The sequence below is a fragment of the Gymnodinialimonas mytili genome (assembly GCF_037544085.1).
Taxonomy (GTDB): Bacteria; Pseudomonadota; Alphaproteobacteria; order Rhodobacterales; family Rhodobacteraceae; genus Gymnodinialimonas; species Gymnodinialimonas mytili.
The window spans coordinates 164433-185451 of record NZ_JBBIFW010000001.1 but is presented as its reverse complement, the minus strand read 5'-3'; the positions used below and the strand labels follow the sequence as shown (position 1 = coordinate 185451).

Sequence of the window (21019 nt, the reverse complement as noted above, 5' to 3'; positions counted from 1 at the left end):
GGGGGGGCATGGCGAATTATCCGACGAGCTTTGATCGGGAGGATCTGCTGAAATGCGCGCGGGGCGAGCTGTTTGGCCCCGGGAACGCGCAATTGCCCGAACCGCCGATGCTGATGATGGACCGGATCACCGATATCTCGGGTGACGCGGGCAAGCACGGCAAAGGCCACGTGGTGGCCGAATTCGATATCACGCCCGATCTGTGGTTTTTCGAGTGCCATTTCCCGGGAAACCCGATCATGCCCGGCTGCTTGGGCCTTGATGGCTTGTGGCAATTGACCGGCTTCAACCTCGGCTGGCGCGGCTGGACCGGCCGCGGCTATGCGCTTGGTGTGGGTGAGGTGAAGCTGAAAGGCATGGTGCGGCCCGACCGCAAGCGCCTGACATATTTCGTTGATTTCACCAAGGCCGTCCAAACCCGCCGCCTGACAATGGGTGTCGCTGACGGCATCGTCGAGGCCGATGGCGAGGTGATCTACGAAGTCAAAGACATGAAAGTGGCGCTCAGCGAGAGTTGACAAGACAAGGTCAGAGTTAGCCTTGCAGGTCTCGGTCATCAATCGAGTTGAGCCAACACTCTCAATTTGAGGCGTTGGCCTGGAACAGGCTTGGATCATCGATAGCCAGGCCTAACCGCGAATGGCATAGGCGGTCCGCTCAAGCTGACATTGGGAGCGCCTGGCTCGTTCCAACGAAAGAGTGTCAAATGCCATAGACCTGGTCGTCGCCTGGATGGATCAATGAGACCAACGGCGCCCGACGCCTTCACAACATCAGCGGCTGTCCAAGACGATGGGTCTTCGCCCCGCTGAAGCGCCGAGCGCCATGGGCATTTGGCCAGCTCGTAAAGCTTGGCTGCATCCTTGCTTCTCAGATCAATAAGCTTGCAGCGCGTGATTTTGTACCTTGCGAGCACACGGGGAGGATCATCAGATTTCACATCGCCGCCGATTGCGACATGCGCGCTTTCGGCATCTGGGCTAAGGTAAAGCGCATTTTCTCCGCGACGATTGAAGCGAGCCGGCGGTCTGTCTGGTTGCCCCTTTTGCAAGGCTCGCCCATTTGCATCCGCCAATTCGATCCTGACGAAGTATCCGGAAAGCTCAACAAACTTCCTTGGCTCTGGGAGCAATTTCTCCAATTGTTCCATCGTTGTTTTCGCCAGATTGACACACCCGACATTGTGAATGCTGACATTTGAAGACCGCGCAGTATGTGTCAAAATAGGCGTTAGATCAACGCGCGCACGAATACTGGAATTGCTTGCCCGTACCGCGGTGGCTGCCCTAATTTCTGCATATCGGCGGCATGGAGTGTGTATGGCGGATCTGGCGAGATGGTTTCGCGGACATTGGCAATTGATTGCCCTGACCGTGGCGGTGTTTCTGCTCTGGTCGACGCCAATTGTCCTGCCACTGAAGCTGCTGGTGGTGCTGTTCCATGAACTGTCCCACGGGCTTGTCGCGATCCTGACGGGTGGTGAGATCCTCAGCCTGTCGGTCAATATCCAACAGGGCGGTTTGGCAATCACCCGCGGCGGCAGCCGGTTTCTGATCTTGACGGCGGGATATCTGGGCTCGCTTGGGATCGGGGTGGCGCTGTTGCTGATCGCGCTGCGCACCAAGGCGGATCGGATGGTGCTGGGCGGGTTGGGGGCAATTATCCTGGTGGTGCTTGTGCTGTATGTCCGGGACCCGGTGGCGATGGGCATCTGCCTCGCGACAGCTGCTGCGATGCTGGCTGCGGCGCGCTACCTGTCGCAGCAGGCCTGCGATCTGATGCTGCGGCTGATCGGGCTCAGCTCGATGATCTATGTGCCCTATGACATTTTCGACGACACGCTGCGCCGGGCGAGCCTTAACTCCGACGCGCGCATGCTGGCTGAGGAATTTGGCGGCACGACGATGATGTGGGGCGGGTTGTGGTTGATCCTGAGCCTTGTCGCCATCCAGTGGTGCTTGAGACGCGGATTGGGGCGGGACAGCAACCTGACGATTGGCCCGATCCTGCGCCGCTAGAGGCATTGACACGCGATCGAGTCCCTATTGCGGTGATATCGCAGCAGATCCGCGATTGCCTCCGTTGGGCTAACTGGTTGCGCCGATGGGGGTCGGTCGCCTAGATACCCAATCAAAGGGAAAAGGAGGACGCCCATGCGCCGGGTCGTCGTGACAGGGTTGGGGATCGTGTCCCCCATCGGGAACAACGCCACTGAGGTGACGGACAGCCTCAAGGCTGGCCGCTCGGGGATCGAACATGTGCCTGAGATGGCGGAGCATGGCTTTCGCAGCCAGATCGCGGGCACGCTCAAAATCGATGTCGCCGACCATGTCGACAAGCGCGTGCTGCGTTTCATGGGGCCGGGTGCTGCCTATGCCTATATCGCTATGGGTCAGGCCATTGCCGATGCCGGGCTGGAGGAGTCTGATGTCGTGAACGAGCGCTCGGGTCTGATCGCAGGATCGGGCGGGCCCTCGACCAGCGCGATGTTCGCGGCCCATCAGACGGTGATCGAAAAGGGCGCGCCTAAACGGATCGGGCCCTTTGCCGTGCCGAAATGCATGTCGTCCACGATCAGCGCCAATCTCAGCACGGCCTATAAGATCAAGGGGATCAATTATTCGATCACCTCGGCCTGTTCGACCTCGCTGCACTGCGTCGGCGCAGCGGCCGAGCAGATCATGATGGGCAAGCAAGATGTTATGTTTGCCGGCGGTGCGGAGGAGCTCGACTGGACGCTTTCTTGCCTGTTCGATGCAATGGGCGCGATGAGCTCGAAATACAATGATACGCCCGAGCGCGCCTCCCGCGCGTTTGATGCGGATCGCGACGGGTTCGTGATTGGCGGCGGTGGGGCGATCCTGGTGCTGGAAGAGTTGGAGCGCGCCAAGGCACGGGGCGCGAAGATCTATGCCGAGGTGTCGGGTTTCGCCGCCACATCGGACGGGCACGACATGGTTGCCCCATCGGGCGAGGGCGCGGAGCGGGCGATGTCGCTGGCCATGTCGACCCTGCCCGAGGGCCGGGTTGTCAGTTACATCAATGCCCACGGCACCTCGACCGGCGCGGGCGATTTGCCCGAGGTGGAGGCGGTGCGCCGCGCCTTTGCCGGAAAGACGCAGCCGCCGATATCCTCGACCAAATCGATGACGGGCCATGCGCAGGGGGCTGCGGGGGCGCTGGAGGCTGTCTTCTGCCTGCTGATGCTGGAGCATGATTTCATCACACCCTCGATCAATGTCGAAACGCTCGACCCGGCATTTGAGCCGGGCGAAATCGCAACGGCGCTGGTCGAAACGGCGGGGCTCGACACGGTGATGACGAATTCTTTTGGCTTTGGTGGCACGAATGGCTCGATGCTGCTGAGCCGGTACGACGGGTGAGTTTTCAATATGGCTGATTTGATGAAGGGCAAGCGCGGCCTTGTCATGGGCGTCGCAAATGATCGGTCGATTGCTTGGGGGATCGCAAAAGCGCTGCATGCCGAGGGCGCGGAATTGGCGTTCTCTTACCAAGGCGAAGCCTTTGGCAAACGGGTCGAGCCGCTGGCGGCGTCGCTTGGATCAGAGATGCTGGTGGATGTCGATGTGAACGATGACACCTCGATGGATGCGTGCTTCGCGCAGTTGAAAGAGGCTTGGGGCAGCCTGGATTTCGTCGTCCATGCGATTGCCTATTCCGATAAGACCGAGCTGACGGGTCGGTTTACCAACACGACGCGGGCGAACTTCCAGAATTCTCTGACGATCTCTTGCTATTCCTTCATTGATGTGGCGCGCCGCGCGGCGGAGCTGATGCCCGATGGCGGGTGCCTTCTGACGCTGACCTATCAGGGATCGAACCGGGTGACGCCGTTCTACAATGTGATGGGCGTGGCCAAAGCGGCACTGGAAAGCTCCGTGCGGTATCTGGCCAATGATCTGGGCCCGCAGGGCATCCGGGTGAATGCGATCAGCCCCGGCCCGATGAAGACGCTGGCCGGGGCCGCGATTGGCGGCGCGCGCAAGACCTTCAAGACGACCGAGGCGAATGCCCCGATGCGATCCAACGCCACGTTGGAAGCGGTTGGCGGCACGGCGGTCTATCTGGCATCTGACTACGGCGCGTGCACCACCGGCGAGATCGTCACGGTCGATGGCGGCTTCCATGTGTTGAGCATGCCGCAACCCGAAAACCTCTGATCCAATTGCGCGCCTTGCGGCGCATGCGTTTTGGTTTGAGTTGCCACGCAGGTTGGGGGCGTTGCCCCCGCCGCTGCGCGGCTCCCCCAGGATATTTTCAAAACGGAGAAGGTCAGGCGTTGCGGCGGCTTGACCGCCATGCGACCCTTTTGTTGTGGTCAGAGGGAGGGAATGATGGCGATCCGGGTTTGCATCTTTGATGCCTATGGGACGCTGTTCGATGTCTCAGCCGCCGCGCGGGATTTGGCGGGGGCGCCGGGGCGTTCGGCCTTTGCCGATGTTTGGCAGCAGGTGGCCAGCGATTGGCGGCTGAAGCAGTTGCAATACTCCTGGTTGCGGGCGGTTGGTGGCGATCATGTCGGGTTCTGGCAGGTGACGCAGGACGGTCTGGATTGGGCGCTGGAGCGGGCGGGCCTGGGCGCGGACCTGGATCTGCGGGACGCCTTGCTGGGGCTGTACTGGACTTTGGCGGCGTATCCGGAAGTGCCGGGGATGTTGGCAGCCTTAAAGGCGGGCGGGTTGCAGACCGGGATCTTGTCGAATGGCTCGCCTGATATGTTGCAAGGCGCGGTGGAGAGCGCTGGCATTGGCGATTATCTGGATGCGGTGTTGAGCGTCGAGGATGTTGGCGTCTTCAAGCCCGACGGGCGGGTCTATGATCTGGTCGGGGCGCGGTTCGGCTGCGCGTCGGAAGAGGTGCTGTTCGTCTCGTCAAATGGCTGGGATGCCGCTTATGGGGCGGCCTATGGGTTCGACACGTTGTGGGTGAACCGTGCGGGCGAGCCAATGGATCGCCTGGCCGGGACGCCTGGGCGCGTCGTTGCGGATTTGAGTAACGTGCCGGAAATTGCGGGGGGTGTGTAATGGCGTTTGTCACGGCGGGTGATAGCGTAAAGATTGCCTATGAAGAGCAGGGATCGGGTGTGCCGCTGCTGTGTTTGCCTGGATTGACCCGCAACATGGAAGATTTCGAGCCTGTGCTCGAGGCCTATGCCGGTAAGGTGCGGGTGATCCGGGTGGATTTTCGCGGGCGTGGTGCCTCGGACTTCGCCGATCCCAGCACCTATACCCCGCCGCAGGAGGCGCAGGATGTCGTGGCCCTGTTGGATCATCTGGGGCTTGAAGATGCCGTGATCCTAGGCACCTCGCGCGGCGGCTTGGTGGCGCTGATGCTGGCGGTGATGGCCAAGGCGCGGCTGCGTGGTGTCATTTTCAACGATGTCGGCCCCGAGATCATGGCCGAGGGGCTGGCCAACATTATGGACTACATCGGCAAGCCGCCCAGCTTCCCCTCGCTGGACGCGGCCGCAGCAGCGATGCCGATCCTGTATGATGGCGTGTTTATGGGCGTGGCCGAGGCGCAATGGCGGAATTTCGTGCGCCGGATCTGGCGCGAAGAGGGCGGTGCCTTGCATCTGCGTTACGATCCGCGCCTGCGGGATGCGGTGGCGCCTGCCTTCGCGCCCGATGCGGTGGCCCCCGATCTGTGGCCTTTGTTCGACGCGTTGGAGGGGGTACCCCTGGGCCTGATCCGAGGGCGCCAATCCAACATCCTGTCGTCAGAAACCGCGGCAGAGATGCGACGGCGGCGCCCGGATATGGCCTTTGCCGAACTGGATGATCGCGGCCATGTGCCGTTTCTGGATGAGCCCGGATCCCAGGCGGTGATCGATGCCGTCCTGGAGGCCGCACGGTGATCACCATTGCTGAGATCGAAGCGGCGGCTGATCGGGCGCGGGGCGTCGTGCGGCGCACGCCATTGTTGTCCTCACCGGTCCTGGATGAGATCGCAGGCCGGCCTGTCTTCGTGAAGGCTGAGGCGTTGCAGCATACGGGCTCTTTCAAATTCCGCGGCGCATGGTCGGCACTGAGCGCGATGGATGACACAACGCGGGCGCGGGGTGTTGTGGCCTATTCCTCGGGCAATCATGCCCAAGGCGTGGCGCGGGCGGCGCAGTTAATGGGCGTGCCTGCAGTGATCTTGATGCCTGCCGACGCGCCCGCGCTGAAGATCGAAAACACGCGCGCCATGGGGGCGGAGGTGGTGTTGTATGATCGGGCGGGTGGCGAAAGCCGAGAAGAGCTGGGTGAGACCTTACAGGCCGAGCGCACCTTGACGCTGGTGCGACCCTATGACGATCCTATGGTGATAGCCGGGCAGGGGACTTGCGGCTTGGAGATTGCCGAACAGGCGGCCGCCCTGGGGGTGACGCAAGCGACGGTTCTCACCTGTTGCGGCGGGGGCGGGCTGACCGGAGGGATCGCCACGGCCTTGGCCGCAAAGGCCCCCGGTCTGCATGTGCGCCCGGTCGAGCCGGAGGGCTTTGACGATATGGCGCGCTCCTTGCGTCGGGGTGAGATCGTGCGAAATGACGGCCCCGAAGTCGGGTTATGCGACGCCATCCTGACGCCCGCGCCCGGCAATCTGACCTTTCCGATTGCGCGGGCCTTGTGCGGGCCGGGTCTTGTGGTGTCGGATGCCGAGACGAAAGCCGCGATGCGCCATGCTGCGGCGCGGCTGAAGCTGGTCTTGGAACCGGGCGGCGCAGTGGCGCTGGCGGCGGCTCTGTTCCACGGGGACATGCTTGATCCGGGGCCGGTGATTGCCACCTTGTCGGGCGGAAATGTCGATCCGGATCTGTTCGCCGCGATCCTGACCGCAGGCTAGCGCGCGGGGGCGGGTTTGCCCGCATGCGCCATGAACAAGGCCAGCGCACCGCTCATCAGCAGCGCGGCCACCAAGAACGGTGCGCCCGGCAAGAACAGCGCGGCACCATCGCGTGTGGCCCAGAAGAATGCCTGGGTCATCACCAATGGGCTCAGTACCATCGACAGGGATGAGATCGAGGCCAGCACGCCCTGCAATTCGCCCTGTTGATCGTCGCGGGCGGCATTGCTGAGCACGCCTTGCATCGCGGGTGCCACAATAGCGCCAAGCGCAGAGATGGGGATCAGGGCCCAGACCATCCACGCCTCCGATATCAGCCCATAGCCGATCAGACAGACCGCATTCAAAACCAGGCCGAATTGCACCGCGCGGATTGATCCCAGGCGCGGCAGGATCGCGCGGATCAAGCCGGCCTGGACGACGGCCATGGCCAAGCCGTAGGAGGCCAGCGAAAAGCCAACCATCCTGGAATCCCACCCGAAAGCGGCCTGTGTGTAATAGGCCCAGACGGCGGGATAGACGAAATTGGCGATGTTGTAGATCATCATCACCCCCAAAAGCGGGGCCGCGCCGGGCAGTGCTTCGATCTGTTTCAACCCGCCGATCGGATTGGCGCGGGCCGGATCGAAGCGGCGGCGTTTCCCGGCGGGCAGGCTTTCGGGCAGAACGAAGTAGCCGAAGGTGAAATTCGCGGCAGAGGCGATGGCGGCGGCGACAAACGGCGCGCGCGGATCGATGTCGCCCAAGACACCGCCCAGCAGCGGGCCCAGGATGAACCCCATCCCGAAACCCGCTGAAATCAAACCAAAGTTTTGTGCACGTTTGCCCGGATCCGAGATATCGGCCATATAGGCCAGCGCGGTTGCATGGGTGCCTGCGGCGATCCCCGCGATGATACGCCCGATCACCAAGAGCCAGATCGTCTGGGCGAGGCTCATCACCACGTAATCGACGGCAAGAACGGCCATGGAGATCAGCAGGATGGGGCGGCGCCCGAACCGGTCCGAGAGGCTGCCGAGGGTGGGGGCGCAGAGGAATTGCATGATCGCGTAAGTTGCCGACAGGATTCCACCCCAACGTGCCGCATCGCTGAGATCGGTGCCGCGGATCTCGGCGATCAGGTCGGGCATGACCGGCAGGATAAGCCCGATGCCCATCGCGTCGATGGAGACGGTGGTCAGGATGAACAGGGTGGGCAGGCGCATCGGGGCCTTCACAGGATCGGACATGTGTCAGGCTAGATTGACACATGGCGTCGCGCAAGATGCGTATGTGGTCTTGGGGCGTTGCCCCGTCGCTGCGCGACTCCCCAGGGTATTTTGGGCCAATGGAAGAGGCAGAGCGCTTTAATCGGCAGCGGTGACGCGGGCGGCAGCGGCGAAGGCGCGGGCCTCGGCAGGGGCGGTGCCGCGTATATCGGATGGCGGCAGCGGCACATCCGGGTGCGCTTCGGCGACGAGATCGGTCAGATTCTGGCCGCTACTTCGGGCCTGGGCGGCGAGGCGCTTGATCTCGGCCTGAGCGTCGGAGCGGGATATCTCACTGGCCAATGCGAAGCTGAGCGCTTCGGCCTGGAGCAAGCCGGGCGGCGCAATGATTGGGGCAGCCATCGCTGCTGGGTCGGGTTGGATCCTGGCGGGAAGGTCACGGAGGAGCATACTTGTGCGGCCCGCCGCAGCGGCAAGGGCCGGTAGACAGAGCCATTCGGTGAACCAGGCGGCGCCGTCCCGCGCCTCGCCATGGGGCAGACGGAGCGGGGCCAACAGACCCGGCGCGCTGCGAGCCAGCGCCAGCAAGACGCTGGGCGCGACCGGGTTTTCCTTCTGCGGCATGGTTGACGAGGAGCCGACACCCGACAGCGCCAATTCCGCCGCGCCCGAGCGGGTCAGGCGCAAGAGGTCTTCGCCCATGGGGCCGCCTGCCGCGCAGGTATCGGCGCACCAATCGGCGAGGCTCACAATTCGGTTCCGTTCGGCGTGCCAGGAGTGTCCCGGATCGGCGAGGCCGAGGGCGTCGGCCAGCGCCGCGCGTAAGGCGAAGGGGTCGGGACCTAATTGGCTGGCCGTGCCCGCCGCACCCGACAGTGATACCGCCAGGGCGTGGCGGCGCAGATCGGGGAGCCGGTCCAGCAGGCGCAGCACCGGCCAGCCCCATTTCGCCACCAGGGCGCCGAAGCTGGAGGGCACCGCGACCTGTCCATAGGTTCGCGCGGCTTGCGGCGTGTCGGCATGGGCTTCGGCCAGATCGGCCAGAGCCAACGCGGCTTTGCGCAGGCGCGCCTCGATCAGGCTGAGGATCTGACGCAGGCGTAGGCTTTGGGCGCTGTCCTGGATATCTTGCGACGTCGCGCCCCAATGCAGGTATTGCGCGTGGTCCGGCGCGTTCAGCTCGGCCCGAAACGCGGCGACGAGCCCCGGAACGGTGACACCGTCCCGGCCCGTCGCTTTGGCAAGCCCGCCGGGATCAATCTGCAGCTCCATGGCGGCGCGGTGCAGGAATAGGCCCGAGACTTCGGGGATCACCCCCGCCGCGCCCTGCACCTTGGCCAATGTGCCCATCACAAGCATCATCGCCCGAATGCTGGCGCCGTCGGAGAGAAGCTTGGCCACCTCGGCATCGCCGAACAGGTCGCGGTAAAGTGCGCTGTCGAAGGGCGAGGCGCTCATGGCAGATGTCCGATCTCGCCCAGGAACTCGCCCATATGCGCAGCAAAGCCCGCCGGGTCCTCAACACAAGGCAAATGTCCGCAGCCGCGCATTAAGGCGAAGCGCGAGCCCGGGATCAGATCGGCCAATTCCCGCACCAAATCGGGCGGCGTTGCCCCGTCGCGGTCGCCTGCGATAACCAGGGCATGCAGACGCAAATCAGCCGTGTTCGTATAGAAATCTGTCCCCGCAATGGCTGCGCAGCAGCCGATATAGCCCGGCTCGGGGCAGGTCTCGACCATCCGACGCCAGGGGGCGCAGGCCGGGCTGGCGCGAAAGTCGGGGGAAAACCACCGCTCCATGATCGTGTCTGACATGGCGGCGAGGCCATCGGCCTGGATCGTGGTGATCCGGTCCTCCCACATCGCACGGGTGCCGATCTTGGTGGCGGTGTTCGACAGGATGACGGCGCGCACCAGATCCAGGCGCTTGGCGGCGAGCCCTTGGGCAATCATCCCACCAATCGACAGGCCGACAAAAACCGCGCCGCGCAGGCCAAGCCCATCCATGACCGCCTCCGCCTCCCGGATCAACGCCCCCATGGCATAGGGCGGGGCAGGGCAATCGGACAGGCCGTGGCCGCGTTTGTCGTAGCGGATCAGCCGCAGCCCCGGTGGCAGGGCGGCGACAACGCCATCCCATAGTCTTAAATCCGTGCCGAGCGAATTTGCAAACACCACCGGCGGGCCATCTTTCGGCCCGTCCACCTGCACATGCAGCCTCACGCCATCCACATCAATCACATCCATGCCGCCATTTCCCTCAAAGTGACCCCAGGGCGCAAGCCCATCGCGCAGGGCCAAGGTCGCGGATGGACCGTTGGATGACGGGTTTGGCCCCGCTTGTGCAAGAGTGTTAGGGAATGGTGCCTGGAGCAAACTGACGAGGTCGCCATGACAAAATCCATCCGCGCCGCTGTGTGCCATGAATTCGGTGCCCCGTTGCAAATCGAAACGCTGTCCCTGCGCGCGCCTGGGCCCGGGGAGGTTGAGGTCACTCTGGATGCCGTCGCGATCTGCCATTCCGATATCTCCTACATGGCAGGGGCCTGGGGCGGTGCGCTTCCGGCGGTCTACGGGCACGAGGCCGCGGGCCGCGTGACGGCGCTGGGATCAGGCGTGACAGGTCTGTCCGAGGGGGATCGCGTGATCGTGACACTGGCGAAATCCTGCGGCAGCTGCGCCTCCTGCGCCGATGCGCAGCCGATCTATTGCAATGGAACGGTGGCCGAAGCGCCCGTCTTGACCACGCCCGGGGGCGGAGCGGTGAACAAGGCGATGAATTGCGGCGCCTTTGCCGAGGCGGTGGTGGTCGATGCCAGTCAGACTGCCCCCATCGGCGCCGAGATCCCGTCTGAGGTTGCCTGCCTGCTGGCCTGCGGTGTGCCCACCGGTATCGGGGCCGCGGTGAACACCGCCAAGGTCCGCCCAGGCCAGCGCGTGGTTGTCATCGGTGCGGGCGGCGTTGGGCTGAACGCGATCCAGGGCGCCCGCATCGCTGGCGCGGCGCGCATCGTGGCGATGGATCTTGAGGAGAAGAAACTGGCCGATGCGCGCGAATTTGGCGCCACGGACACGCTGCAGGCCGACACGGAAAAGCCGTGGAAAGCGCTTTACAAGATGCTCGGCGGCCATTTGGCGGACCACGTCTTCGTCTCCGTTGGCGCCATTCCCGCCTATGAAACCGCCCTTCGCCTGCTGGCGCCGCGCGGCACCGCCTATGCGGTCGGCATGCCCCATTCTGGCGAGAAAACACCCTATGAACCGGTGATTTTCGCCGCCACCGGGCAAGGCATCCGCGGTTCGTATTTCGGTGAGATCGTCCTGAAACGCGATATCCCTTGGATGGTGGAGCTTTACGGCCAAGGGCGCCTCAAACTCGATGAATTGGTCTCGAAGCGCTGGCGTTTCGAAGAGATCAACGAAGCCATCGCCGATACCAATACCGGCCAGGCCCGCCGCAACGTGATCGTCTTCTAGCCAAACCCTCACATTTCCCCGACACTGCGATTGCGCTCCTCCCCTCTCTTCCAATGGCTCAAAATACCCCGGGGGTTTGGGGGCTGGCCCCCAAGACCGGATCCGATATGAAACTGGACGCTCTTGAGATCTTTGCCATCGCCCCTCCAGCGCCGGGTTGGGGCGGACGCTATTGGTTAATCGTGCGCGTGACCACGGCCTGCGGGATCACCGGTCTCGGCGAAGTCTATGCCGCGGGCGTTGGCCCCACGGCGATGCGTGTCGTCATTTCGGATGTCTTCGCGCGCCATATGCACGGCGAAAGCCCGGAAAACGTCGAGCTGATGTCCCGCCGCGCGCAGTCCTCCGGCTTTACCCAGCGCCCCGATCCGACGGTGTTCGGCGCGTTTTCAGGCTTGGAAATGGCGTGCTGGGATATATTGGGCAAGGCGCGGGAGCGCCCGGTCTGGGCCTTGCTCGGCGGACGGATGAATGATCGGCTTCGGGCCTATACCTACCTTTACCCGATGCCGCATCACGATATGGATCAGTTCTGGATCGATCCCGAACTCGCGGCAGAGGCCGCTGCGGATTGCGTGGCCCAGGGCTACACGGCGGTGAAGTTCGATCCCGCCGGTCCCTATACGATCCGCGGCGGGCATATGCCCGCCTTGTCCGATATCGACCTGTCGGCCCGGTTCTGCGCCGCGATCAGGGGGGCGGTGGGCATCCGGGCCGATCTTCTCTTTGGCACCCATGGCCAATTTACCCCCGCAGGTGCCATTCGCCTCGCCCAGGCCATCGCGCCCCATGACCCGCTGTGGTTCGAAGAGCCGATCCCGCCGGACAATCTGCCTGGTTTGGCCGAGGTCGCGGCCCATACTCCGATCCCCATTGCGACGGGCGAGCGGCTTTGCACCATCAGCGAATTCGCCCTGGCGCTCCGCTATGGCGCGAGGATCTTGCAGCCCGCTCTGGGCCGCGCAGGTGGGGTTTGGGAGGGGAAGAAAATCGCCATTCTGGCCGAGGCCGCTGGCGCACAGATCGCCCCCCATCTCTATGCCGGGCCGGTGGAATGGGCCGCAAATGTGCATCTGGGTGTCACCTGCGCCAACCTGTTGATGGTCGAAGCCATTGAAACGCCTTTTCATGACGCGTTGGTGACCGGACGACCAAAGGTCGAAAACGGCTTTGTCGCAGCGCCGGACACGCCCGGCCTTGGGATCACCTTGAACGACGACATCGCCCGCGCCCACGCCTATGGCGAAGATCGGCTCCATCTTGAGATGCAGGAGGCGCCTTGCGATTGGCAAAATGGCAACGCGTTCGGGGGTGGCGCCGCCGACTAACTCGAAGCGCTCGGCTTGGCGGGCCCGGGCAACCACGTTCTCCGTCCCATTTTCCATATGGAAAACCGCAAGGCCCTGATGGCGGTGCTAGCGTTCGGTTTCATGGGCGTAGCGGAGGCGGGCGATATCCTCGTTCTTGGCCGCTTTGTTCAGCAGGGTGAGCTCTTCTTCCACGTAATCCAGATGTTCGACCACAGCCGCCTTTGCGGCGGCGGCGTCGCGCGCTTGGATGCCTTCGTTGATCGCCCGGTGATGGTCCAACAGCAAATCCCGCGTGGTGCGGTTCTTGAACATCTGCTGGCGGTTGAAAAACACACCCTCGCGCAGCAGGTCGAAGGTGGAGCGCATCATATGCAACAGGATCACATTATGGCTGGCCTCGATGATGGCCAGGTGAAACTCGGCGTCCAGCTCGGCTTCATCGGCCGGATTGCGTTTGCGGTGGGCCACTTCCATTTTGCCCAGGATGGCGTCGATCACCTTCAGGTCGGTATCCGATCCATGCACCGCTGCTCGTTCGGCGGCGATACTTTCGAGATCGCGGCGGAACGCGATATAGTCGAATACCGCCTCTTCATGGGCGGCAAAGAGCTGGATCAAGGCTGGCGAAAAGGCCGATCCAAGAACGTCAGCCACATAGATCCCGGCCCCCGCACGCGTGGCCAGCAGACCGCGCGATTGCAGTTCTGCCACCGCCTCGCGCAGGCTGGGGCGCGACACGCCCAGCCGTTCGGACAATTCACGCTCCGAGGGTAAGCGTTCGCCGGGGCGTAGGATGCCGCGCAGGATCAGTTGCTCAATCTGTTTGACGACCGATTGGGAGAGGCGCTCGGCCTCGATACGTTGGAAGGGCATGGGGCCTCCGCTTTGAATTGGTCAAATGGTATGACCACGTGCCGGAGGTGTCCAGAGCCGCGTGCAGACCGGATGTCGCGCATATGCCGGGCCGGTCGCCGGCCTTCGGCGAGGGTATTTGGTGCCAATGGAAGAGCGCAACGCAAAACGGCCCACGCAAGGTGCTGCGCGGGCCGTTTGTTTGGGTTTGCGGGGCCTGCGATTTAGCGCGGGCGGATGATCACCTCGACCCGGCGGTTCTGCTGACGGCCTTCCGGTGTCAGGTTGCTTGCGATCGGCTCATCCTCGCCCCGGCCAATTGCGCGGACCCTAAACGGCGCCACACCGGCCTCAAGCAATACGCCCGTGACGGCCTGCGCGCGGCGCGTCGACAGATCCTGGTTGTAGGAGGCCGAGCCGGTATTGTCCGTATGGCCTTCGACGCGCACATCGGTATCGGGATATTGGTTCAGGTTTTGTGCCAGAGCACGCAGATCCGATTGCAATCCGGCCCGAATGGCGGCGGAATCGACATCGAACAGGATGCCTTCGGGCATTGTCACGATCAGCTCAGATCCGGTATTTTCGATGCGGATCCGGTTGTTGCTGAGCGAGCCGCGCAGATCCTGCGCCTGGCGGTCCAGCGCCGCGCCAATCGCGCCACCTGCCGCAGCGCCCACGGCTGCGCCCAGCACCGCGTTGCGCCCGCGATTGTCGTCATCGGCTGTCGCGCCCAAAAAGCCGCCCAAAATACCGCCGACCACGGCCCCGTCGCGGGTGCGGTTGGCGTTCGGGTCGCTGCCGAAGCCGCCGCCGCCGACATTGTTCGAGACGCAGCCGGTCAGGGCCATTGCCGCGGCCGCGGCCAGAAGAATTGGTTTTGCTGAGATCATCGCTCTGCCCTTGTTGATGGTTGGAGCCCGGTTTCTTGGGGTCCATTGGCGGCGAATATACCAGATGTGTGCCGCATCAACAGGGGGAATTCCGCGCCAGGCAGCGCAGCCCACTTCAGGCGGCGCCATCCTCGGTGGCGGCGGCTTCCCAGGCGAGCATCGCGCGTTTGACCGGCAGGCCCCAGTGATAGCCGCCCAGCCCGCCCGATTTGCGCATCGCGCGGTGACAGGGGATCAGCCAGCTGATCGGGTTGCGTCCCACGGCGGTGCCGACGGCCCGCACGGCACGCGGGCGACCAATGGCGCCTGCAATCTCGGAATAGGTCGTGACGTGGCCGGTGGGAATGTTGAGCAGTGCCTCCCACACCTTGATCTGAAAGGGCGCCCCGATCAGCGACAGGGACAAGTCGCCATTGCCACCAAAGGCGGCGTCGGCCATCGGGCGCAGGGCCATGGGGTCTTCGATATATGTGGCGTTGGGCCAACGCCCGCGCAGATCTGCCATGGTCGGCTCAGGCCCGGTTTCCGCGGCAAAGCCGATGCCACAGATGCCCTTGTCGGTGGCCATGATCAACGCCGGACCGAAGGGACTATCGAACCAGCCCCAGCGGATCACCAGGCCTTCGCCGCCCGCCGCATAGGCGCCGGGGCTCATCGCCTCCCATCGCAGGAACAGGTCATGCAGGCGCCCGCCCGAGGTCAGCCCGGTCTCCCCCACCGTATCGAGCACCGTGAACCGCTCGGCCAGCAGACGCCGCGCGTGGTCCAGCGTCAGATATTGCTGATAACGCTTGGGGCTGACGCCAACCCAACTGGAAAAGGTGCGCTGGAAATGCGCCGGGCTCATCCGCAGATGGGCGGAAAGATCCTCAAGCGATTGGTGCGGATCGGCATCGATCAGATCAAGCGCCCGGCGCATCACCTCGTAATGGTAGCTGCCGGTCTGCGCGTTGGTGTCGTGTTGGGTCATTTCATCCTCTCTTTGACCCATAACCTACGCGCCACGACCGACCCGCGCGACCCGGAACCTGCTGATAGTCCCGCGAAGGCTTGCGACCGCGCGCCTGCCTTGCCAAAAGGGCCTATGGCAAAGGCACCCAAAGCGCTCGATTATCAAACGATCTATGAAATCTTCACCCGGTTCCGCGCGGCTGAGGCCGAGCCGAAGGGTGAGTTGCACCATGTCAACGCATACACGCTGGTTGTGGCCGTCGCGCTGAGTGCCCAGGCGACCGATGCGGGGGTGAACAAGGCCACCGCCAAGCTGTTCGAGATCGCCGATACACCGCGAAAGATGCTGGATCTGGGTGAGGAAAAGCTGATCGAGCATATCAAAACCATCGGTCTGTTCCGCAACAAGGCGAAGAACGTCATCAAGCTGAGCCGCATCCTGGTCGAAGATTATGGGGGTGTCGTGCCGTCCTCTCGCGCGGCGCTGCAAAGCTTGCCGGGTGTCGGTCGGAAGACCGCCAATGTGGTGCTGAATATGTGGTGGGGCCAACCCGCCCAGGCTGTCGATACCCATATCTTCCGCGTTGGGAACCGGACATTGATTGCTCCGGGCAAGGATGTGGACGCGGTCGAACGGCAGATCGAAGACAATGTGCCCGCCGAGTTCCAGCTTCACGCCCATCATTGGCTGATCCTGCATGGCCGTTATATCTGCGTCGCCCGCAAACCCAAGTGCGGCGCCTGTCTGATCCGCGATCTGTGCGTCTATGAAGACAAGACCGAGGTGCCGGCGTGAGCCGCAGAAATGTCTCTTCCGGCTCATATCTTGAGCCGCAGATCGGCTTCTCCCGCGCTGTACGGATCGGCGACATCATCGCGGTGGGTGGTACAGCCCCCATATCTGCGGGCGGCGGCACCGATTGTATCGGCGATGTTTATGGCCAGACCAAACGGTGCCTTGAGATCGCGCTAAATGCCCTGTCCGACGCCGGTGCGGGGCCAGAGGACGTCATCCGAACCCGGATCCTCCTGACAGACGTAACCACCTGGCAAGAGGCCGCCCGCGCCCATGCCGAGACCTTCACCGATATCCGGCCCGCCACCACCGTGATGGAGGTGTCGGGCTTTGTTGACCCCGATTGGCTGGTCGAGATCGAACTCGACGCCATCGCCGTGACAGCCGTGAAAAAGGACTGACCCCATGACCCAACCCTACGATCTGGTCGGCATCGGCAATGCCGTCGTCGATGTTATCTCCCATGCCGATGACAGCTTTCTGGACAATATGGGTATCCAGAAGGGCATCATGCAGCTGATCGAACGCGACCGGGCCGAGATCCTTTACGGCGCGATGACGGATCGGGTGCAGACGCCGGGTGGTTCGGTGGCCAATTCGGTGGCGGGCGCAGGCTCTCTTGGGTTGAAGACGGCGTTTCTGTGCAAGGTCAAAGATGACGCGCTGGGCTTGTTTTACCAGGAGGGGATGACCGCCGATGGGATCGGCTTTCCGAACCCGCCGATCTCGGGCGACGATATTGCCCCGACGACCCGCTCGATGATCTTTGTGTCGCCCGATGGCGAGCGCTCGATGAACACCTATCTCGGCGCGGGCGCGGATTTCGATGAGGGCGATGTGGATGCCGATGTGGCGGGCAATACCCGCTACCTGTTTCTGGAGGGCTATCTCTACGACAAGCCCGAGGGCAAGCGCGCCTTCACCGCGGCGGCCAAGGCCTGCCATGAGGGGGGCGGCAAGGCGGGGATTTCATTGAGCGATCCCTTCTGTGTGGATCGGCATCGCGACGATTTCCGCCATCTGATCACCGAGGAGATGGATTTCACGATTGGCAATGAAGATGAATGGCTGTCGCTCTATCAGACCGAGGATCTGGAGGTCGCTTTGGCCCAAGCCGCCGCAGTGTGTGAGACCGTTGTTTGCACGCGCTCGGGTGAGCCTGTGGTGCTGATCCAGGGCGAGACCCGCGTCGAGGTGCCCGTGACCCGCGTCACGCCCGTCGATGCCACCGGGGCGGGGGATCAATTCGCTGCCGGGTTTCTTTACGGCGTTGCCACGGGTCAAACCCTTGAGACAGCTGGACAGATGGGTGTTGCGGCCGCGGCCGAGGTCATCGCCCATGTCGGCCCGCGCCCCAAACGTGCCCTGCGGCAGGTCTTTGCGGAAAAGGGCCTGATCTAGTCCGCGCATTCCTGCGACTCACGTTTTCTGCTACTCTATGATCACGTTCAGCGCCTGTGCCGGACTATTTTCTCCTGCGCGATGGGGCGTTTTTGGACGCATTTTTGATTAGGAGATTACGTGATGGGAAGATTCATTATCCTGCGCGATACCAATGCCCCGTTCCGATCCATGCGGCCTCGGATCAGGTTCGGTCTCGAGGCTTTGGGCGTCACCGACGGACCCATGGGCGCGATGGGCGATGTCCCGCCAAGCCCCACCCTCGAGACGGCAGAGATGTCGGCGGTCGAGGCGCACCGCCTGCAAAACGACCCCTCCGTTGCCGCGATTGCCCGCGATATGCCGACGCGCCTGATCGCGCCGATGAATAAGGGCGCCGATGCCGCGCAAGCCACCGGCCCCACCTGGGGTGTCTCCCGTGTCGGCGCCGATACCAGCCCGTTTGACGGCGCCGGGATCCGGGTTGCCGTTCTAGACACGGGCATCGATGCGGATCACCCGGCATTTGCGGGCGTGACCCTGACCGAGAAGGATTTTTCCGGCGCTGGCAATGGCGATCCGCAAGGCCATGGCACCCATTGCGCTGGCACCGTCTTTGGCCGGGATGTGGATGGCGTGCGGATCGGTGTGGCCCCCGGCGTGACCGATGCGCTGATCGGCAAGGTTCTAGGCGATGATGGCTCGGGCAGTTCGACCATGCTGTTCGACGGCATGAAATGGGCCTTCGACAGTGGCGCCCGCGTCATGTCGATGTCACTTGGCTTCGACTTTCCCGGCCTGAGCCAGCGCTTGGTTGAGGAGGGCTTTCCGGTGGATTTGGCCACCTCGATCTCGCTTGAGGCGTACCGGATGAACCTGCGGGTTTTCGATCGGATGATGGCGATGTTTGACGCCATGGCGGCGTTTTCCGGCGGCGCCGTCGTGGTGGCGGCCAGCGGCAATGAGAGCAAGCGCGATGAGGATCCCGATTACGAAGTGTCGGTGTCCGTACCGGCCGTCGCCGATGGCATCGTGTCGGTTGGCGCGTTGGGCGAGGCCCAGGGCGGGCAACTTTCCGTGGCGCCGTTCTCCAACACGAATCCGTCGCTTTCTGCGCCGGGGGTCGATGTGGTCTCAGCCGCCACGGGCGGTGGTTTGGTTTCGTTTAACGGCACATCGATGGCCACGCCCCATGTGGCGGGTCTTGCGGCCTTGTGGTGGCAGGCCCTGTCACAGGCGCCGGTGCCGCAATCACACCACGCGGTCAAAGCGCGGTTGGTGACATCGGCGCGCACCGATGTGTTCACACCCGGGACCGATATCGCAGATCGGGGTCACGGTCTGGCTCAGGCACCATCGGCGGCGTTGAGTTAAACCCAAGGATGACGCGGGTAGCCCTGCGTCATCTCTCCTTGTGAAGGTATCCCTTGTGCGAGCCATTCGCCAAGGGCGCCCGCCTGAGCCGTCGCCGTAGGCGTAAGGCGAGGTAAAGACCCTGCGCCGCCGGCGCGCCTTCGGATCAGAGACACAAGGTTAGCCGAAATCCCCTGCCATGAACCGGCGCGCCTCGTCGCTCTCCGGCGCGTCGAACATCCGATCGGTGGGTCCGATCTCCAACAACCGGCCCAGATGAAAATACGCCACCCGGTCGGCCACGCGCCGGGCTTGCATCATCGAATGCGTCACAACCACAATCGCCTTGTCGGCCTTCAGCTCCGCCATCAGATCCTCGACCTTCTGCGTGGCAATCGGGTCGATCGAACCCGTGGGCTCGTCCATCAACAAGACATCTGGCTGGGTTGACAGCGCCCGCGCGATGCAGAGCCGCTGTTGCTGCCCGCCCGACAATTCGGTGCCAGCGGTGTCATGCAACCGGTCTTTCACCTCGTCCCACAGATGCGCCTGCCGCAGGCACTGCTCCACATGCGCAGCCATTTCGGCGCGGCTGCGCATCAGCCCGTGGATCCGCGGGCCATAGGCGACGTTGTCCCAGATGGAGCTGGGGAAGGGGTTGGGTTTCTGCGCCACCCAGCCAAAGCGGCGTCGCAGCAGCGGCGGATCCAGATCGGCGGCGTGAATATCCTGCTCCTCCAGCGTCACGTTACCGGTGATCAGAACGCCGCGCGTGTCGTCATGCATCCTGTTGAGCACTTTCAGCATGGTGGATTTGCCGCAGCCGGATGGACCGATAAAGGCCAGGATCTCTCCGGCGAAGAGATCAAAGCTGATATCCTGCAGCGCATGGGCTTCGGGCGCGTACCACAGGTCAAGATGAGTGATCCGCATCAGAGGGTCGGCATTTCTGCCGCTGGGATGGGTGATGGTCGGACGGTCGGATGGGGTCGGCGCTTCAGTCAAATCGAACATGGCAGTTCTCCTTTGGGCGACGGAATACCCGAAGCCTGTCACAGCGCCCCGAAAACGGAAATTGATCCAGATCGAACGGATCGCAAATTTCATGAAAGCTTCACAAATCAATATCGCCGCCAAAAAAGTCTTTGGTGATCGGCAGGCTATGGTTAGCTTCGACAAATGGTCTGAAAAACCGCGGGACCGCAGGCATTTAGGGGATGTTGGTGCTAGAGTTTTTTACGTCGTTCGACAGTGGATCTGGTGCGCTGTGGATTTTACTGTTGGGTCTGGCGCTAAAGCTGATGGGCTTTGCGGTGCGCGATGAATTGATGTTGCGCCTGTTGGTCGGCAGCGGTTTGTTGGCCGATGCCATCTATTACGGGTTCCGCCCAGAGCCGATCGTGCCGTCGATCCTGTCCAACGTTGCGCTTCTGTCGATCAATTTGGTTTTGGTCGTTGCGATTTTGTTCGAGCGGACGACTTGGCGCATGACCCCCGATGATCGCGCTGTTTTCGCGCATTTTCCAACGCTCACGCCGGGGCAATTCCGGCGTCTGCGTCGCTTGATGACCACCGAAGACTGCGCGCCAGGCACGGTCCTGACCCGCGAAGGCGCGCCGGTCACAACGCTGATGCTCACCTTCGCCGACAAGATCGATATCAGTAAATCGGGCCTCAGGTTTCCGATCTCTGGCCCGGTCTTCGTGGGTGAGGTCGCCTTTCTGACGGGCGCGCCATCCAGTGCGGATGTAACTCTACCGGATGGCGGGAGGGTTCTGCGCTTCGATGCGGCGGCGTTGCGGGCGCGTATGGCGCGGGCGCCCGCGCTGAACAATGCGATGGTGGCTCTGTTCGGGCGGGAATTGGCGCGCAAGGTCGCCTATAGCGTTCCGATGGATCGCGCAGCGCCAACGGCGCCCCCGGCCAATGCCCTTCTGCCAGAGGCCTAGCC

Annotated in this window: 22 protein-coding genes; 14 read left to right on the top strand and 8 right to left on the bottom strand. The window is 63.2% G+C overall.

All coding sequences use genetic code 11. From position 1 onward, the window contains the following. Nucleotides 1–8: 8 nt before the first annotated feature. Nucleotides 9–518, top strand: coding sequence for a bifunctional 3-hydroxydecanoyl-ACP dehydratase/trans-2-decenoyl-ACP isomerase (gene fabA, locus V8J82_RS00990; protein ID WP_339971188.1), 510 nt, complete (start codon nt 9–11; stop codon nt 516–518). Between the two features lie 95 nt (nt 519–613). Here fabA and V8J82_RS23660 read toward each other — a convergent pair whose 3' ends face one another. After that, a complete protein-coding gene (locus V8J82_RS23660) occupies nt 614–1150 on the bottom strand; it encodes an RES family NAD+ phosphorylase (RefSeq protein ID WP_439650025.1) in 537 nt (178 codons plus the stop codon). Nucleotides 1151–1319: 169 nt separating this feature from the next. Between V8J82_RS23660 and V8J82_RS00985 the strand changes: the two genes are divergently transcribed. From V8J82_RS00985 to V8J82_RS00960, 6 genes are all read left to right on the top strand, one after another. Then, nucleotides 1320–2018 carry a M50 family metallopeptidase gene (locus V8J82_RS00985; RefSeq protein ID WP_339971186.1) on the top strand — a complete coding sequence of 233 codons (699 nt, stop codon included), beginning with the start codon at nt 1320–1322 and terminating at the stop codon, nt 2016–2018. 135 nt (nt 2019–2153) lie between these two features. After that, complete coding sequence (locus V8J82_RS00980) at nt 2154–3383, top strand: beta-ketoacyl-ACP synthase II (protein ID WP_339971183.1); 1230 nt, start codon at nt 2154–2156, stop codon at nt 3381–3383. A 9-nt stretch (nt 3384–3392) separates the two neighbouring features. Further along, complete coding sequence (locus V8J82_RS00975; RefSeq protein ID WP_339971181.1) at nt 3393–4181, top strand: enoyl-ACP reductase FabI; 789 nt, start codon at nt 3393–3395, stop codon at nt 4179–4181. 174 nt (nt 4182–4355) lie between these two features. After that, nucleotides 4356–5045, top strand: a complete 690-nt coding sequence (locus V8J82_RS00970) for a haloacid dehalogenase type II (RefSeq protein WP_339971179.1) — start codon at nt 4356–4358, stop codon at nt 5043–5045. Further along, complete coding sequence (locus tag V8J82_RS00965; RefSeq protein WP_339971176.1) at nt 5045–5878, top strand: alpha/beta fold hydrolase; 834 nt, start codon at nt 5045–5047, stop codon at nt 5876–5878. The genes V8J82_RS00970 and V8J82_RS00965 overlap by 1 nt, the downstream gene beginning before the upstream one ends. Beyond that, a complete protein-coding gene (locus tag V8J82_RS00960) occupies nt 5875–6849 on the top strand; it encodes a threonine ammonia-lyase (protein WP_339971174.1) in 975 nt (324 codons plus the stop codon). The genes V8J82_RS00965 and V8J82_RS00960 overlap by 4 nt, the downstream gene beginning before the upstream one ends. On the opposite strand, the gene V8J82_RS00955 is transcribed toward V8J82_RS00960, so the two are convergent. The 3 genes from V8J82_RS00955 to pcaD all read right to left on the bottom strand — a co-directional run bounded on the left by V8J82_RS00955 (nt 6846) and on the right by pcaD (nt 10303). Further along, complete coding sequence (locus tag V8J82_RS00955; RefSeq protein WP_339971172.1) at nt 6846–8078, bottom strand: TCR/Tet family MFS transporter; 1233 nt, start codon at nt 8076–8078, stop codon at nt 6846–6848. The two genes, V8J82_RS00960 and V8J82_RS00955, sit on opposite strands and share 4 nt — an antisense overlap. A 117-nt stretch (nt 8079–8195) precedes the next feature. Next, a complete protein-coding gene (locus tag V8J82_RS00950; protein ID WP_339971170.1) occupies nt 8196–9515 on the bottom strand; it encodes a lyase family protein in 1320 nt (439 codons plus the stop codon). After that, nucleotides 9512–10303 carry a 3-oxoadipate enol-lactonase gene (gene pcaD / locus V8J82_RS00945; protein WP_339971168.1) on the bottom strand — a complete coding sequence of 264 codons (792 nt, stop codon included), beginning with the start codon at nt 10301–10303 and terminating at the stop codon, nt 9512–9514. The genes V8J82_RS00950 and pcaD overlap by 4 nt, the downstream gene beginning before the upstream one ends. A 144-nt stretch (nt 10304–10447) precedes the next feature. On the opposite strand from pcaD, the gene V8J82_RS00940 reads away from it, so the two are divergent. Together V8J82_RS00940 and V8J82_RS00935 are read left to right on the top strand one after the other, a co-directional pair. Continuing rightward, complete coding sequence (locus tag V8J82_RS00940) at nt 10448–11533, top strand: Zn-dependent alcohol dehydrogenase (protein ID WP_339971166.1); 1086 nt, start codon at nt 10448–10450, stop codon at nt 11531–11533. 107 nt (nt 11534–11640) lie between these two features. Further along, nucleotides 11641–12861, top strand: coding sequence for a mandelate racemase/muconate lactonizing enzyme family protein (locus tag V8J82_RS00935; RefSeq protein WP_339971164.1), 1221 nt, complete (start codon nt 11641–11643; stop codon nt 12859–12861). Nucleotides 12862–12948: 87 nt separating this feature from the next. Here V8J82_RS00935 and V8J82_RS00930 read toward each other — a convergent pair whose 3' ends face one another. The 3 genes from V8J82_RS00930 to V8J82_RS00920 all read right to left on the bottom strand — a co-directional run bounded on the left by V8J82_RS00930 (nt 12949) and on the right by V8J82_RS00920 (nt 15558). After that, the gene (locus V8J82_RS00930; protein WP_339971162.1) at nt 12949–13716 is read right to left on the bottom strand and encodes a FadR/GntR family transcriptional regulator; all 768 of its coding nucleotides are present in this window, start codon (nt 13714–13716) and stop codon (nt 12949–12951) included. Nucleotides 13717–13919: 203 nt separating this feature from the next. Beyond that, nucleotides 13920–14588: a YiaD family glycine zipper/OmpA-like lipoprotein gene (locus V8J82_RS00925; RefSeq protein ID WP_339971160.1), complete on the bottom strand. Its 669-nt coding sequence runs from the start codon at nt 14586–14588 to the stop codon at nt 13920–13922. A 115-nt stretch (nt 14589–14703) separates the two neighbouring features. Further along, entirely contained in the window at nt 14704–15558 is an 855-nt protein-coding gene (locus V8J82_RS00920) for a methylated-DNA--[protein]-cysteine S-methyltransferase (protein ID WP_339971158.1), read from the bottom strand. A gap of 114 nt (nt 15559–15672) precedes the next feature. Between V8J82_RS00920 and nth the strand changes: the two genes are divergently transcribed. The 4 genes from nth to V8J82_RS00900 all read left to right on the top strand — a co-directional run bounded on the left by nth (nt 15673) and on the right by V8J82_RS00900 (nt 19089). Continuing rightward, nucleotides 15673–16335: an endonuclease III gene (gene nth, locus V8J82_RS00915; RefSeq protein ID WP_339971156.1), complete on the top strand. Its 663-nt coding sequence runs from the start codon at nt 15673–15675 to the stop codon at nt 16333–16335. Beyond that, on the top strand, nt 16332–16736 hold the full coding sequence (locus V8J82_RS00910) for a RidA family protein (RefSeq protein WP_339971154.1): 405 nt from the start codon (nt 16332–16334) through the stop codon (nt 16734–16736). The genes nth and V8J82_RS00910 overlap by 4 nt, the downstream gene beginning before the upstream one ends. Nucleotides 16737–16740: 4 nt before the next feature. Continuing rightward, nucleotides 16741–17736, top strand: a complete 996-nt coding sequence (locus V8J82_RS00905; protein ID WP_339971153.1) for an adenosine kinase — start codon at nt 16741–16743, stop codon at nt 17734–17736. A gap of 123 nt (nt 17737–17859) precedes the next feature. After that, nucleotides 17860–19089, top strand: a complete 1230-nt coding sequence (locus tag V8J82_RS00900) for a S8 family peptidase (protein ID WP_339971151.1) — start codon at nt 17860–17862, stop codon at nt 19087–19089. Between the two features lie 159 nt (nt 19090–19248). Here the strand turns inward: V8J82_RS00900 and V8J82_RS00895 are convergent, their stop codons facing one another. Beyond that, nucleotides 19249–20082 carry a phosphate ABC transporter ATP-binding protein gene (locus V8J82_RS00895; RefSeq protein WP_339971149.1) on the bottom strand — a complete coding sequence of 278 codons (834 nt, stop codon included), beginning with the start codon at nt 20080–20082 and terminating at the stop codon, nt 19249–19251. 209 nt (nt 20083–20291) lie between these two features. On the opposite strand from V8J82_RS00895, the gene V8J82_RS00890 reads away from it, so the two are divergent. Then, nucleotides 20292–21017: a cyclic nucleotide-binding domain-containing protein gene (locus V8J82_RS00890; protein ID WP_339971148.1), complete on the top strand. Its 726-nt coding sequence runs from the start codon at nt 20292–20294 to the stop codon at nt 21015–21017. Nucleotides 21018–21019: the final 2 nt, after the last annotated feature.

Bases quoted from the DNA above. Each gene is read 5' to 3' on its own strand.
- fabA (WP_339971188.1), top strand. From the start codon at position 9: ATGGCGAATTATCCGACGAGCTTTGATCGGGAGGATCTGCTGAAATGC.
- V8J82_RS23660 (WP_439650025.1), bottom strand. From the start codon at position 1,150: ATGGAACAATTGGAGAAATTGCTCCCAGAGCCAAGGAAGTTTGTTGAG.
- V8J82_RS00985 (WP_339971186.1), top strand. From the start codon at position 1,320: ATGGCGGATCTGGCGAGATGGTTTCGCGGACATTGGCAATTGATTGCC.
- V8J82_RS00980 (WP_339971183.1), top strand. From the start codon at position 2,154: ATGCGCCGGGTCGTCGTGACAGGGTTGGGGATCGTGTCCCCCATCGGG.
- V8J82_RS00975 (WP_339971181.1), top strand. From the start codon at position 3,393: ATGGCTGATTTGATGAAGGGCAAGCGCGGCCTTGTCATGGGCGTCGCA.
- V8J82_RS00970 (WP_339971179.1), top strand. From the start codon at position 4,356: ATGGCGATCCGGGTTTGCATCTTTGATGCCTATGGGACGCTGTTCGAT.
- V8J82_RS00965 (WP_339971176.1), top strand. From the start codon at position 5,045: ATGGCGTTTGTCACGGCGGGTGATAGCGTAAAGATTGCCTATGAAGAG.
- V8J82_RS00955 (WP_339971172.1), bottom strand. From the start codon at position 8,078: ATGTCCGATCCTGTGAAGGCCCCGATGCGCCTGCCCACCCTGTTCATC.
- V8J82_RS00950 (WP_339971170.1), bottom strand. From the start codon at position 9,515: ATGAGCGCCTCGCCCTTCGACAGCGCACTTTACCGCGACCTGTTCGGC.
- pcaD (WP_339971168.1), bottom strand. From the start codon at position 10,303: ATGGATGTGATTGATGTGGATGGCGTGAGGCTGCATGTGCAGGTGGAC.
- V8J82_RS00940 (WP_339971166.1), top strand. From the start codon at position 10,448: ATGACAAAATCCATCCGCGCCGCTGTGTGCCATGAATTCGGTGCCCCG.
- V8J82_RS00935 (WP_339971164.1), top strand. From the start codon at position 11,641: ATGAAACTGGACGCTCTTGAGATCTTTGCCATCGCCCCTCCAGCGCCG.
- V8J82_RS00930 (WP_339971162.1), bottom strand. From the start codon at position 13,716: ATGCCCTTCCAACGTATCGAGGCCGAGCGCCTCTCCCAATCGGTCGTC.
- V8J82_RS00925 (WP_339971160.1), bottom strand. From the start codon at position 14,588: ATGATCTCAGCAAAACCAATTCTTCTGGCCGCGGCCGCGGCAATGGCC.
- V8J82_RS00920 (WP_339971158.1), bottom strand. From the start codon at position 15,558: ATGACCCAACACGACACCAACGCGCAGACCGGCAGCTACCATTACGAG.
- nth (WP_339971156.1), top strand. From the start codon at position 15,673: ATGGCAAAGGCACCCAAAGCGCTCGATTATCAAACGATCTATGAAATC.
- V8J82_RS00905 (WP_339971153.1), top strand. From the start codon at position 16,741: ATGACCCAACCCTACGATCTGGTCGGCATCGGCAATGCCGTCGTCGAT.
- V8J82_RS00900 (WP_339971151.1), top strand. From the start codon at position 17,860: ATGGGAAGATTCATTATCCTGCGCGATACCAATGCCCCGTTCCGATCC.
- V8J82_RS00895 (WP_339971149.1), bottom strand. From the start codon at position 20,082: ATGTTCGATTTGACTGAAGCGCCGACCCCATCCGACCGTCCGACCATC.